Origin of the sequence: Rhodococcus sp. JVH1 (genome assembly GCF_000280725.2) — a bacterium.
In the GTDB taxonomy this organism is placed as follows: Bacteria; Actinomycetota; Actinomycetes; order Mycobacteriales; family Mycobacteriaceae; genus Rhodococcus_F; species Rhodococcus_F jostii_A.
This window is the reverse complement of record NZ_CP166289.1, coordinates 516,243-530,157: the sequence shown is the minus strand read 5'-3', so window position 1 is coordinate 530,157 and position 13,915 is coordinate 516,243. Positions and strand designations below refer to the sequence as shown.

General features: G+C 64.9%; 11 protein-coding genes. 4 read left to right on the top strand and 7 right to left on the bottom strand.

Features of this window, described 5'->3' with window-relative positions:
• Positions 1-19 precede the first annotated feature (19 nt).
• Genes cofH through JVH1_RS02550 form a run of 4 tightly spaced genes read left to right on the top strand, consistent with a single transcriptional unit; the run spans position 20 to position 5,617 of the window.
• Positions 20-2,491: a 5-amino-6-(D-ribitylamino)uracil--L-tyrosine 4-hydroxyphenyl transferase CofH gene (gene cofH / locus JVH1_RS02565; protein ID WP_043782422.1), complete on the top strand. Its 2,472-nt coding sequence runs from the start codon at positions 20-22 to the stop codon at positions 2,489-2,491.
• Positions 2,488-3,294, top strand: coding sequence for a 6-phosphogluconolactonase (pgl, locus tag JVH1_RS02560; RefSeq protein ID WP_009479940.1), 807 nt, complete (start codon positions 2,488-2,490; stop codon positions 3,292-3,294). The genes cofH and pgl overlap by 4 nt, the downstream gene beginning before the upstream one ends.
• Before the next feature lie 41 nt (positions 3,295-3,335).
• Entirely contained in the window at positions 3,336-4,244 is a 909-nt protein-coding gene (gene cofC, locus JVH1_RS02555; protein ID WP_083849901.1) for a 2-phospho-L-lactate guanylyltransferase, read from the top strand.
• Complete coding sequence (locus JVH1_RS02550) at positions 4,241-5,617, top strand: coenzyme F420-0:L-glutamate ligase (RefSeq protein WP_051033811.1); 1,377 nt, start codon at positions 4,241-4,243, stop codon at positions 5,615-5,617. The genes cofC and JVH1_RS02550 overlap by 4 nt, the downstream gene beginning before the upstream one ends.
• Positions 5,618-5,685: 68 nt before the next feature.
• Here the strand turns inward: JVH1_RS02550 and JVH1_RS02545 are convergent, their stop codons facing one another.
• The 7 genes from JVH1_RS02545 to JVH1_RS02515 form a co-directional block, all read right to left on the bottom strand.
• The gene (locus tag JVH1_RS02545; RefSeq protein ID WP_009479942.1) at positions 5,686-6,642 is read right to left on the bottom strand and encodes a nucleoside hydrolase; all 957 of its coding nucleotides are present in this window, start codon (positions 6,640-6,642) and stop codon (positions 5,686-5,688) included.
• Positions 6,643-7,120: 478 nt separating this feature from the next.
• A complete protein-coding gene (locus JVH1_RS02540; protein ID WP_009479943.1) occupies positions 7,121-8,440 on the bottom strand; it encodes an MFS transporter in 1,320 nt (439 codons plus the stop codon).
• Between the two features lie 122 nt (positions 8,441-8,562).
• Positions 8,563-9,201, bottom strand: coding sequence for a response regulator transcription factor (locus tag JVH1_RS02535; RefSeq protein ID WP_007296717.1), 639 nt, complete (start codon positions 9,199-9,201; stop codon positions 8,563-8,565).
• The gene (locus tag JVH1_RS02530) at positions 9,198-10,379 is read right to left on the bottom strand and encodes a GAF domain-containing sensor histidine kinase (RefSeq protein WP_009479944.1); all 1,182 of its coding nucleotides are present in this window, start codon (positions 10,377-10,379) and stop codon (positions 9,198-9,200) included. Before JVH1_RS02530 ends, JVH1_RS02535 begins: the two co-directional genes overlap by 4 nt.
• 58 nt (positions 10,380-10,437) lie before the next feature.
• Positions 10,438-11,559, bottom strand: coding sequence for a glycoside hydrolase family 88 protein (locus tag JVH1_RS02525; protein ID WP_009479945.1), 1,122 nt, complete (start codon positions 11,557-11,559; stop codon positions 10,438-10,440).
• On the bottom strand, positions 11,556-12,722 hold the full coding sequence (locus JVH1_RS02520) for a zinc-binding dehydrogenase (RefSeq protein WP_009479946.1): 1,167 nt from the start codon (positions 12,720-12,722) through the stop codon (positions 11,556-11,558). The genes JVH1_RS02525 and JVH1_RS02520 overlap by 4 nt, the downstream gene beginning before the upstream one ends.
• Positions 12,719-13,915, bottom strand: a complete 1,197-nt coding sequence (locus tag JVH1_RS02515; protein WP_009479947.1) for a CaiB/BaiF CoA-transferase family protein — start codon at positions 13,913-13,915, stop codon at positions 12,719-12,721. The genes JVH1_RS02520 and JVH1_RS02515 overlap by 4 nt, the downstream gene beginning before the upstream one ends.

The following is a 13,915-nucleotide window of genomic DNA, read 5'->3' as shown; positions in this document are numbered from 1 at the left end:
GCGTAGAGAGCATCCCACCATGAGTCCCGATATAGGTACGAAGTCAACAATCCACCAGCGCGGCACCACGAGGTGCGCCCTCGACGCACCGTCCGTCGATGATGCGACCGTCCTCACCCGTCCCCTCTCGGAGTTGATGGAACGGGCAGCCGCACTACGCGATGCACTCTTCGGCACGAGGGTGACGTACTCGCCGAAGGTCTTCATTCCGTTGACCACACTGTGCCGCGACGGGTGTGGTTACTGCACCTTCTCCCGCTCACCCGCACGCGTGGAAGCGCCGTACCTCACGCCCGATCAGGTGCTCGCGATCGCGATGCGGGGAGCGCAGGCGGGATGTCACGAGGCGCTGTTCACGCTGGGGGAACAGCCCGAAGACCGATATGGCATCGCGGCCCAATGGCTGGCCGATCACGGCTACGGCTCCACCGTCGAGTACCTGGCCGCAATGTGCCGGCTCGTGACCGCGGAGACGGGATTGCTGGCGCACTCCAACGCAGGAGCCCTCGCACCGGATGCTCTGTCGCTGCTGCGGACTGTCAGCCCCGGCCAGGGCATGATGATCGAGTCGTTGAACCCGACGCTGATGGCCCACCGCGGTGCGCCCGACAAGACACCGGAACGCCGGCTGGCCACGCTGGAGGCCGCGGGCGAACTCGCGATCCCTTTCACGACCGGGATCCTCGTCGGCATCGGAGAGTCTGCGCAGGACCGTGTCACGGCGCTGCGGGCCATCGCTGACCTACACAGACGTTACGGGCACGTCCAAGAAGTGATCGTGCAGAACTTCATGCCCAAACCGGACACCGTGATGCGCAACGAACCCGCCTGCCCGCAGGACGAGTTCCTCCGGACGATCGCGATAGCGCGGTTGATCCTGCCGCCGGATGTGCACCTGCAGGCACCCCCGAACCTGTCGGAAGACTTCGGTCCGCTGCTCGACGCGGGGATCGACGACTTCGGGGGGGTGTCCCCGGTGACGGTCGACCACGTCAACCCGGAACGGCCGTGGCCCTCGCTTTACCGGCTCCGTGAGGTGACCGAACGTCACGGCAAGTTCCTCGCACCCCGCCTCACCGTGTACCCCGAGTTCGCGCGCCGCCCCGACCAATGGATCGACCCCGGTCTGCGCTTCGCGATCATGGACCGGTCGGACGCCGAGTCGCTCGGCCGCGACGACCCGGGTGCGATGTTCCCCGAGAGTCACGCCGACGCGAAGAACGTCGGCACCGGGGCGGAAGTCGTCCAGATCGGTCGACGCTCGACGGTGTGGAGCTCCGGGTCGGAGTTCGCGCCCACCGATCTGGTGCCGAGCCGCAGGCGAGGGTTCGGTGGGCCCGTCACGGACGTCCTCGACAGTATCGCCTCGGGGCAGGAACCGGGAGTGGACGAGATCGTCACCCTGTTCGAGGCTCGTGGGGGAGAGGTCGCCGAGGTCGCCGAGTTCGCCGATCACCTCCGCTCCAGGGCTGTCGGTGACGACGTGACATTCGTGCGGAACCGAAACATCAACTACACCAATGTCTGTACCTTCAAATGCACCTTCTGTGGGTTCTCCAAGGGGCCGTTGTCGCTGAACCTGCGAGGCAAGCCGTACCTGCTGACCCTTCAGGAAGTCGCCGCCCGTGTCCGGGAGGCGTGGGATCTCGGGTGCACCGAGGTCTGCCTGCAGGGCGGCATCCATCCGTCCTTCGACGGCGACTTCTACATCGACGTCTGCCGCGCGGCTAAGGAAGCAGTACCAGATATCCACGTGCACGGCTTCACAGCCCTCGAGGTCACCGAAGGAGCCAAGCGGCTCGGGGAGCCGCTCGAGAAGTACCTGCAGCGATTGGTCGACGCAGGACTGAAGTCGCTCCCGGGCACCGCCGCGGAAATCCTCGACGACGACGTCCGGGCGATCCTCTGCCCGGACAAGATCGGCACCGAGGAGTGGCTCGAATGTCACCGCGTCGCCCACTCGATGGGCCTGACGTCGAACGTGACGATGATGTTCGGAACCGTCGAGGAGCCCGTGCACTGGGCGCGCCACTTCATCCGCACCCGAGAACTCCAGCGTGAGACCGGAGGGTTCACCGAGTTCGTCGGTCTTCCGTTCGTACACATGGCGGCTCCGATCTACCTCAAGCGAGGTGCGCGTCGTGGTCCGACCTGGCGAGAAGTAGTGCTGGTCCATGCGATTGCGCGAATCGTCTACGACGGGCTCATCGACAACGTGCAGGCGTCGTGGGTCAAGCTCGGACTCGACGGGGTCCGTCAACTGCTCCAAGCCGGCGTGAACGACGTCGGTGGGACGTTGATGGACGAGAACATCAGCCGCGCCGCCGGCGCAGCCCACGGCCAGCAACTCGACGAGACAGACCTGGACGCGGTGGTGCAGGGAATCGGCCGCCGCCTGCGACGGCGCACGACCAACTACCTGACGCCGCCCACCCACCCGCTCGATCTGCACGGTGCGCCCACACACTCACCAGAGGTGATCCTCAGATGACAACAACAAGAACCGCTTCCGCTCCCACCAAGCCGATCCCCTATATCTACGACGACGGCGAACAGCTCGCCGGTGACGTCGCGTCGAGGTTGCTTTCGACTCTTGCCCAGGCGCAGGAAGAGCGCGCCTACGCGTCGTTGGTGCTCACCGGAGGACGCACCGGGACAGCGGTGCTCGAGAGACTATGCACCGCCCCGAATCGCGACATCGTCAACTGGCATCGAGTGAACTTCTTCTGGGGCGACGAACGCTTCGTGTCCCGACATCACCCCGACCGTAACGAGAAGCAGGCGCGCGAGGCCCTACTGGACCACCTGCCCGTGGACCCGAGCCGTGTCCACGTCATGGCGCCCTCCGACGGCGGCTTCGGCAACGACGCCACCGCAGTTGCAAACGCCTACCAGGCGCTACTGTGCGCGTACGGTCGCCTGGACAGGACGCCTCTGTTCGACATCTGCCTCCTCGGGATGGGCGAGGAAGGTCACGTCGCCTCGATCTTCCCGGACTCACCGGCAGTGCTGGAGAAGCAACGTGAAGTGGTGGCGGTGTACAACTGTCCGAAGCCGCCGAGCACCCGGATTTCGCTGACCCTGTCGGCGATAACGCGCTCCCGCGAAGTATGGCTGATGACTACCGGCGACGCCAAGGCGTCTGCAGTCGCGACGCTGATGGAGCAGGGGCCGACCCCCCAGCAGCTACCAGCAGCGGGGGTGCTGGGTTCGCACGCGACCCGGGTGTTCCTGGACGCGGCCGCAGCGAGCCTGCTCTCCAGCTGCGAAGACCTCCCCGCCTCCGCGCGGTAACCGACAATGTGAAAGACCCACCCGAGAATCCGAGTCTTGTAATGGCGAATCCGTATCCTGTTGACCTGATAATTCCGGTCAAGTCACTCTCCGAGGCGAAAACACGACTCCGGGGCGCGGCTGACGGCGGTACCGGAAAGATGAACGCGCACAAGAGGCTGGTCCTGGCGATCGTGCTCGACACGGTTTGCGCTGCGCTGCGGGCACGAGCGGTCGACTCGGTGCTCGTCGTCACGCCGGACCCTGTCGTGGCGCGCAGCGTCGAACGGCTCGGTGCACGCGTACTGGGAAACGAGCCGGCCGGCGGGGTGAACGCGGCATTGAACCACGGCGCGGCCCTGTTGGACCGGGAGCGCCCGGGCCGAGTAGTAGGGGCGTTGCCCGCCGATCTTCCAGCGCTTCGGGATCGCGAATTGTCCGCATTCATCTCGGCTGCCGACGGCAGGCGTGCGTTCTGCGCCGACCGGGATGGAAAGGGCACAACGTTGCTGCTATCGGCGGCGGGCGAAGGACTGTTCCCGGCCTTTGGCATCGGTTCGGCGCTCGCTCACCAGGCGTCGGGCGCCATGATTCTCGAGGGTGAATGGCCTTCGCTGAGGTCAGACGTGGATACCGCCTCCGACCTGCGCACGGTCCGGGGGTTGGGGTTCGGCGCCCGCATGGCTGCTCTGGGGTCGGCGCGTGAGTTCGCGTTCATGGACAAACACGAGGTTGCGATGATCGATTTTGCCCGCCGCTGGCTGCCATTCGGTGGCGGAACCGCGGATGACATATTCGCTACCTTCGGGGTACCTCCGCGACCGTACTTCAAGCAATTGACCGCACTGTTGTCGTCGAACGTGACTCCTGAACTCGTGGAGAGACAGCGGGAAAAACTACTGCGACAGGCGAAGTTGCGACTTGTAGAAGAGGATCGGATTGTCCGAACTCCTCGATTGCAGAACCGATGAAGTCGGCCCCTCAGACTTCGGGAGCCCAGGACGTCCCCGACCACGGCTCTGTTAGCGGACTCCATGTATTTCCGGTGACTGGCCTTCCGGAGTTCCGGTCGGGAGACGACGTTGCCGAACAGATCGCTCACCAGGCGCCTTGGTTGGTTGACGACGACATCGTCGTGATCACGAGCAAGATTGTGTCCAAGGCCGAGGGACGAATCGTCGATGCGCCGACACGAGCTCAGGATCGTGAGGCGTTCCGGGCGCTTCTGGTCGAGCAGGAAGCCGTTCGTGTCGTTGCCCGCAAGGGGTCAACCGTCATCACTGAGAACCGTCTGGGGATTGTGCAGGCCGCTTCGGGAATCGATGGGTCCAACGTCTTCTCGCACGAATTGGCACTACTACCAGAGAACCCCGATGAGAGCGCGCAGTCGATTCGGTCGGGGTTGCAGCATCTGCTCGGTGTCAGCGTGGCGGTGATCATCACGGACACGATGGGCCGCGCGTGGCGCCGGGGGCAGATCGACGCGGCGATCGGTAGCGCAGGCATCGCGGTTCTCCACGGCTACGCCGGCACCAAGGACGCACAGGGCAACGTGCTGGAGGTGACCGAGGTGGCGATAGCCGACGAACTCGCGGCCGCCGCCGATCTGGTGAAAGGCAAGGTGGCAGGAATCCCCGTCGCTGTAGTGCGGGGACTGAAATCATACGACGACGGGTCAGGTGCGACCGATTTGTTGCGTTCCGGCCACGAGGACTTGTTCGGGCTCGGCACCGCCGAGGCGCTGGCACAGGGCCGCCGTGAGGCTCAATTGCTGCGGCATTCGGTTCGCGCTTTCAGCGACAGGCCGGTTGACCCAGAGCTGATCACGCAGGCGGTTGCCGAATCCCTGACCGCACCAGCCCCGCACCACACACATCCTGTGCGATTTGTATGGTTGCGGTCGCACGAGGTACGCGCGAGACTCCTCGCCGCCATGCGCGAGCAGTGGCGGATCGATCTGACCGCTGACGGCTTGCCCCCGGAGCAGGTGGAGCGGCGGATCGCCCGCGGCGGCATTCTGTTCGATGCTCCGGAAGTTATCGTCCCGTTCTGTGTGCCGGACGGCGCCCACGACTACCCGGACGCGCACCGTCGGCGCGCCGAGTCGACGATGTTCACTGTGGCGGTCGGCGCGGCGGTACAAGGACTTCTGGTTTCCCTCGCCGCAAGGGAAGTGGGCAGTTGTTGGGTCGGATCCACCATCTTTGCGCCGGAGATCGTGCGCACGGAGTTGGGTGTGCCGTCGGACTGGAAGCCGCTCGGCGCCGTGGCGATCGGTTACCCCACACGACCTCGGCACGTCCGTCTGCCCGCCGATGTGGCGGGGGCGCTCGTAGAAGTGTGAGTTCGCACGAACGCCTGGCCCAACGGCACCCTTTTGCAGTGTCCGCTACGCGCCGTCGTTCGGCCTCTTCAGGCCGGTGCCACAGCGAGACCGGCGACGCGGGTGAGCACGAGGGCACGGAATCGGTCGACATCCAGATCGACCGCCAAACGGGTACCCGGCGTGGCACACCCTCCGGAAGGGATGGCGGAGCCGGACAGCGTGCACACCGTCTGTCCGCGACCGACACCGACACCGGTCTCGACTTCGACTGTCGCGGTCTGCAATCGAACGATCGCAGGGTCGACAATCGCTGCGATCACCAAGGCGTCGTGCATGGGCCAGCCGTCCGCCTGAATGTCGCCGTAGCCTCGGATCATCGTTGCGAGGAGTGACCCGGTATGTGACCGCGCCTCGAGCATTGCGAGCGCTGTCTCGTCCAGAGTCGAACGTCGCGTGACATCGAGTCCCAGGAGCCAGGTTTCGAGATGCGAACACGCGAAGACACGTTGCGCCGCCTCGGGGTCGGACCAGATGTTGAACTCTGCAACCGGTGTGATGTTGCCCCGGCCGGTGCTCCCTCCCATGATCACCAGCTTGTCGATCCGGTCGATCAACTCGGGGTGTATGGCGACGAGCAGGGCGATGTTGGTCAACGGACCGATCGCCGCGATCGTCACGGACCGCGGTGCGGCCTCACGGAGCACCGACGCGAGGAGTCCGACGGCGTGTTCCTCGGACAAAGCACGGGTCGGCGCAGGAAGTTCGACCCCGCCCAGCCCGTTCTCGCCGTGCGGTGAGGGCTGGTTGTGCATTCCGATGCGGACGAGCGCTCGGTTTGCGCCCGCCGCGACTGGAATGTCGTCCCGCCCGAGTGCACGCAAAAGCCGAAGCGCGTTGTCGGTCGCGTCCTCGACTGGAGCGTTTCCCGCGACCGTGGTGACGGCAATCAGATCGACCTCTGGGCTCGCCACCGCCAGAGCCAGCGCCAGCGCATCGTCAATTCCCGGATCTGTATCGATGATCAATCGCGCAGGCGCAGCCACTGTCGGTTCTCCTCAGGCTTCTCGGGGTCGGCGGAATGCGACCTTGGTAGAAACGATACAATGTTGTCCGGCGATCTGCCGCTAAACCCAAATCGTTACCTATGGGGAAGATCTGATCGTCTTTTCTCTCAATGTTACGCATTGTGCGTTACCAACCATAAGCGTTTCCACTTGAAAGAGGTGCCGCAGATTATCCGAGAAGCTCAGACTGCTGGAGTCCGGAATGTGATCGTTCCGGTAGCTTCGTGACAAGCTACGGCCCGGGATGGCGAACTGCACGCATTTCTTAGTTGTGGGCTGTGGAGCTTGCTCTCGGATCTGGTCTCGGCGCGGTTCGCCGAAGCCCGACACTGCGGGCCCCACGCCCCCGAGGTCGGTTATCGCGCTCGCGACACTCGGCCTCGGGGTGACCACAGTTACCCGACCGGACCCGACCTACGGAGAGACACCAAATGAGGTGTACGGGTGGCGAAGCCGTCTACGTGGAAGTCGGTGACAATCGCTCCTGGCCCGCGGCTTCGTCGTTATCGGACAGATCTTGCCGGTAGGTCTCCCGCATGGAGATCACACAGACGACGGAGATGGCGCACATTGCGACCATGAACAGCGCGACGGCGACGTAGGAGCCGGTGCGATCCAGCAGGTACGTGGCGACGATCGGCGCGGGAGCGCTCGAGGCAAGGGTGCCGATCGTGTACCCGAAGGAGATTCCGGTGTAGCGGATGCGGGTGTCGAAAGCTTCGGCGAAGAAGGCTGCGAGCGGGCCGTAGGAGGTCGAGAAGGCGAGACAGAACGCCACGAACCCGACCATCGCCAGCAGGAAGGATCCACTGTTCACCAGCCAGAACCACGGAAAGGTGAACAGCAGCATTGCGACGACTCCTGCCAGGAACACCGGCTTCCTGCCGTAGGAGTCCGACAGTTTGCCGAAGAACGGCAGCGCGACGAACGTGACCGCCATGGCGACGAGGACGAGTGTCAGCATCTGGTTCCGCGTGTAGCCGACCTGCGCGACGCCGTAGCTGAGACCGAATACCGTGGTGCCGTAGAAGGTGACCCCGATGGCGAAGTAAGCACCACAGGTCAGGAGGACCTGCGTGGGGTAGTGGCGAAGGACCACCCCGATGGGCAGCTTCTCCAACTTTGCGTTCTTCTTGACGCGATCGAAGTTCGGGCTTTCGCCGACGTGCAGTCGGACGAAGAGGCCGATCGCGACGAACGCACCCCCGATCAGAAAGGGAATTCGCCAACCCCAGGATTCGAACGCTTCGGGAGAAAGTCCGGCCATCAACAGGAAGACCGTGTTGCCCAACATCAATCCCGCCGGCACCCCCATCTGCACCCAGCTGCCGTAGTAGCCGCGTTTGCCGGCGGGCGCGTGTTCGACGGCCATGAGAATCGCCCCGCCGATCTCGCCACCGAGCGCGAGGCCCTGCACGAAGCGCAGGGTCACGAGAATGATCGGCGCGGCGACGCCGATGGACTCGTAGCTCGGGAGCAGCCCGACTCCGAGGGTGGTGAAGCCCATGATGGTCAGGGTGATGACGAGCATCGACTTCCGTCCGATCCGGTCACCGAAGTGGCCGAACACCACTCCGCCGATCGGACGCGCAACGAAGGCGGCGGAGAACGTGGCGAAGGCGAGCAAAGTGCCGATCAGGGAGTCGAACTCGGGGAAGAAGATCTTGTTGAACACGAGTCCGGCCGCGGTGCCGTAGATGAAGAAGTCGTACCATTCGACTGTCGTACCGACACCGCTGGCAAATCCGACTTTCGAGGTTTGGGACATTGTGAACATGTATGGCCTCCGTTGCCACGATTGCGGAATGATTCCTGTGGCTCGAATGTATGGGTGATCCAGGACACACAACATCTCCAGGTGGAGAGGTGGGGATGTGTCGCCTGGTGAACGAATTACGTTCAGAGCAAGCGAAGTTCGTGGGCACGCGCAATGGCTTCGACACGATTTCGCGCGTTCAGTTTCTGCATGGCGCTCTGCAAATAGGTTTTTACGGTGTTCCGCGCAAGGGACAGTTCCTGAGCGATTTCGGGGTTGCTGTTACCCATTGCCGCGAAACGCAGCACCTCGTACTCGCGCCGAGTCAGGCCGGCCCGGTAAAGAGCCTCGGATGTCACGACTCTTCGCGATCCGGCCAGTCTTGGGTCGACAACCCGGATTCCGCCGGACACGCGGTGAATGGCCGTGGCGAAGTCCTGCCCGCTGATGTCCTTGACGAGGCATCCGTCCGCACCCGCCTCCATCAACAGATCGATGGCGCCGTGATCGGCGAACGCGGTGAACAGCAGTATCCGCGCGTGCGGCGCGACCCGCCGTAGTCGCGGAATGAGTTCGGGTGCAGGGATATCGGGAAGTCGCAGATCGAGGAGGATGACGTCGACGGGGAGGGTGCGGGCCAGCTCGACCGCCGCGGCGCCGGTCAGTGCACCTCCTACGACTTCGAGGTTCTCGTCCTCTCGCGCGAGAAGTTCGACCCCCCCGCGCACGATCGGATGATCGTCGACGACGAGGATGCGGATCGTCTTCGACGGCTCGGTCATGCACCCGACCCGTCGATTGCGTCTACCCAGCCGCGCACGGTGGTGCCGTTTTCGTCGTCGCTGACTACGGACATGCCGCCACCGAGCCGCTCGAGCCGTCCTGCGGCCAGCCCGAGCCCCAATTGGCTCCCTCGCACCGGGTCGTCGGCCCCGTCCACGCCCCGGCCGTCGTCGCTGATGACGACCGTCACTCTGCCCGACCGAACCGACAGGCTGACCACCACTGTGGATGCGTCGGCGTGCTTTTCGACGTTGACGAGCGCCTCCCGGACCAGTCGCTGGAGGGCCTCGACGCGGCTCACGTCGAGATCCGGAGATTCTGTCAGTGGTACGAAACGGGCCGGGATACCGGTCCGAAGCGCGAACGACTGGCAGTCCTCCTCGATGCCGACTGGGAGTTCCCGCTCGGGGGGTCGCGCGCTGAGGTCGGTCAGTGACCTGCGAATCGACGCATTGACGGCGTGTACCTGATCAGTGATCTCCTCCAGCCGATCGTGGATCGCCTGAGCGTCGCCCAGTGCACGCAGACTCTGCAGTTCGGCACCGATCCGGAAGAGGACCGGGCTCACGGAATCGTGCAGGGATTCGGCAAGCCGATTCCGTTCGGCCTCGATCGCGAGCTCCGTCTGAGCTGCGGCCCTCTGTGCGCTGACGAGAGTGACGGCGGCCGTCGCGGCGGTCGATTGGATCTCCGCGATGACTCGATCACCGAATGACGAATATTCGCGGGTGCCTACGTACACGGCACCGAGGACACGACCTTCGTACACCATGGGCACTGCGAGCATTCCTCGCAGTGACTCCTGCGCCACGAGCGCGTCGAAGTCGTGAGTGATTCCGGCGTCGGACAGGTAGTCCCGGACCCAGACAGGTTTCTGCAGCATGATGCTCTTTCCGCCGAGTCCGACCCCCTCCGGCACCACCAGTCGGTGCAGAGCGTTGCTCTTCGTCCCCTGCCAACTGCGGTGAACCATCGCGCCGTCGACCTCGATGCGCCCTACGAGCGACATGTCGAAGTCGCCGATCTCCCGGATGCGCTGACCTGCCGTGGTCATGGCCGACGCTTCGTCCGTCAGGACGAGCAGTTCGGCACGCGAGAGCGCGAGGTCGTCGAGGATGGACGTCCTGACATCCGAGTGCTTGAACTCGTGAGCTGCGGTATGCGTACTTTCCGACACCGGCTTTCCTCGATCTTTCTTCCCCCCGGCGTTGGGCAACCCGTTCATGTCGGCTGGGTCACAGTGTCAGAGTATCGGACCGGCCGTCCAGGCTGATCAGGCACTCGAGCAGGAAGTAGTCGCCCCAGATCAGCTCGTTCCGCGTAGCGAAGTCCCGGCGTTTGTCGAAGCAACCGTCCATGAGGATCCCTGCCGGTCTGTCGTCGTGCGGTCCGGTCGGGGTGAGGTGGTCGAGGAGCGCATCCACATGGGCGACGGCCCTGTCCCGGAAGTCGGTCCGGTCGGGAACCAGCCGGGCGAGCTTGAGCAGGGCGGCAGCGGCGATGGCAGTGGCGGACGTGTCGATCGGGACGTGCGGTCCGGTGCCGGCGTCGAAGTCCCATGACACGATTCCGGCAGTCGGCGTGCCCAGCCACCAGTCGGCAAGCCGTACGGCGGTCGGCAGGAAGGACGGCGACGCCCACTGCGCGGCCTGGGCGTACGCCACCATCGCCCACGCCTGCGCCCGCCCCCAGGTGCTGTCGTCGTTCATGCCCTTGTGGGTGTAGCGGCGCAGGAGCGCACCGTTTGTCGTGTCGAACAGCGCCGACTGACAGACCGAACCATCCGCCCGGATGCAGAGCTCGATGTGCCGCTCCGCGTGACGGATCGCGGCGTCGAGGAACCGCGGGTCGCCGGTCTGCGCCGACGCCCACGAGAGCAGCGCGACGGTGCCCGGGACGGCGTCGATGTTCGCGGCGCCCTCGCCGACCGCTTCTGCTTCCTCCGCTTCCGCGCCGAGCGGGATCACGCCCGCTCGATCGTTGAAGCTTGCGAGCAGCCCGCGGGCACCGGCCAGAGCAGTCTGCGCCGCGCAGTCGCTTCCGGTGACGAGGTGGTTGACCGCCGCGCCATACCAGAAGAGGAAGCCGCGGAAGGCGGTGTCGGAGCTCTCCCGGGGCAGGACCTGCTCGGTGATCTCGTCGGCGAGTCGCGACAGGCGCTCCTCGCCGGACGCCACGAAGCCGAGTGCGGCGAGGCCGCCCCAGAATCCTCCCGTCCAGTTTCCGTCGGCGGTGGTCGTCCATTCGCCGGACTCAGGGTCACTGTAGTGCGGGAACTTGCCGCTGGTCTGCTTGGCGGTCGAGTCGATACGCTCGAGCATCGCGTCGATGGCGGCGGTGTACCGGGAGCCGGTCACAACTGACCTCCGGTCACGAGAACCGACTTGAGTGTGCGCCCGTCCCGCATGTCACCCATGGCCTCTTCCGCCTTCCCGAGCGGGTACTCGGTGACCATCGAGGCGAGGTCGAACCGTGCTGCCAGCCGAGGTAGCGATTCGACGTATTCGAGGTGGTTGTGCGGGGAGAACGCCCAGCTTCCCAGCACCTGCAGCTGCTTCTTCGTGATGTAGTGGGGGTTGATCGGAGTGGTGCCGTGGTCCGTGTACTGCCCGACGACGAGGTACTTGCCCCCGCGCCGGGCGATGTCGATGCCCTCGGACACCGCCGTCGGTACGCCGGCGGCCTCGATGACGACGTCGGCACCCCGCCCGCCCGGCGTTTCCGCGAGAATTCGGTCCAGGCGGGCCGCTCGATCCGTCTCAGCGAAGATGTCGATGTGGATGTCGCCGATGCCCGCCGTCCGCGCGACCTCCAGACGGTTGGCCGGTCCGCCGACGATGATCACCTTCGCCGCCCCGGCGAGCGTGGCGTACATGGCGCACGCCAGTCCGACCGGTCCGCTGCCCTGTACCACGACGACATTGCCTGCGTCAGGCTTGGCGATACTGTTCACCGCGTGGACGGCAGTCGGTCCGGCACAGCCGAGAGCGATCACCTGCTGCGGTGTCACCGAGGACGGGATGCGGACGATCGTCGAGCCGGGCTGGAGGTAAATCTGCTCGGACCACCCACCCGACAGGTGGGGCCAGTCGGCCGAAGACTGATTGATGCCGTACACCTTGCGGGTCTCGCACAGTGACGGTTCCTGCTGATCCTCGCAGTAGTAGCAGTGCCCACACGGGATGTTGGACGCCCACGACACCGCATCTCCGACGCGAAGCTCCTCGCCACGCGCGTCCGTCCTGACACCCTCGCCGAGGGCGTGCACTCGACCGACCGCCTCGTGCCCCAGGATGACCGGCACCGGAATGGGCAGGCGACCCTGCTGCAGGTGGATGTCCGTTCCACAGATTCCCGCGTGCGTCACGTCGACGACGACCGCGCCGGCGTCGGGATCCACGCGTGGGAACGTCCTCGAGGCCATGGCCTGCCCGAACCCTTCGAGCACCATCGCTGTGGCCGTGCCGGTAGTCGGGCCGGTGGCCGGGCTCGCCGGGTCCGTCTGCGTCGCATTACTCATCGGATTACTTCCTTGCTGCGCAATATCTGGACACGTGACTCGGATACTCCGAGCTCGTGAAGGATTTCGTCGGAATGTTCACCCACCGCGGGCACCCCTCGGCGTACCTGTGCGGGCGTTCGGGACAAAGTGACGGGACTGCCGATCAGGCGGGTCGTCCGCACGCCCTCGACATCGACGTCGACGAGTGTGGCGTTGTGGCGTGTCTGGGGATGATCGAGCGCCTCCTGCAGGGTGAGCAGCGGTGCGCACAGCAGGTCGACCCCGTCGAACAATTCCGCCGCCCCGGTGGTGCTCAGCCGCGCGATCAGTGGACGTAGGACCGCGTTGGCGGCCTCCTTGTTCTCGGCCTGGAGCTGTGGCGACGCGAAGGATGGCTGGACGGACAGATCGTCGATGCCGAGTGCTTTGCACGCCAGCTGCAGGGGGTTCTCGCGGAACAGGCCGAGCACCAGCAGCAAACCGTCTGTCGTCTCGAAGATGCCGCTGTACCAATCCGTCACCCAGTTGGTCTCACGCCGGTCCATCAGCAGCGAGGCACTTTCGAGGGTCTGCAGCGACAGTGCCGTATCGAAGAGGTTGACGCTGACCTTCTGGCCACGGCCGGAACGCTCGCGTTCGAACAGTGCGGCCAAAATCCCTTGCGCCAGAGCCATACCCGATGCATAATCGACCGTCGGTACCGGATGCACGTACGCCGAGATCGACGGGTCGCCGCACGACCTCGCCATCCCGCTGAGCGCCTGCGCGAGCATGTCCTGGCCGGCCTTGTGGGCATACGGCCCGGTTTCCCCGAATCCGGTCGCGGTACCGTAGACAAGCCTGGGGTAACGCTCCTGCAGGTCGTCGTATGTCAACCCGAGCCGTTCGACCGCCGCGGTCCGGTAGCTGTGGATGAGAACATCCGTCTCCGCGAGCAGCTGATGCAGAATGTCCTTTCCCTCAGCAGATTTCAGATTGAGTGCGATGCTGCGCTTGTTGCGGTTGACCGCGGCGAAGTAGGCGCCTGGGCGACCTGCCTCGAGTGAATCGCGATCCAGGCCCCTCAGCATGTCTCCATTGACACCTCGCTCGACCTTGATCACTTCGGCGCCAAGGTCGCCGAGAACCTGTGCCGCAACGGGGGCCTGCATGATCTCGCCGAGATCGAGTACTCGGATGCCGCTCAGCGCTTGCTGTTGAATGTGTTGCAC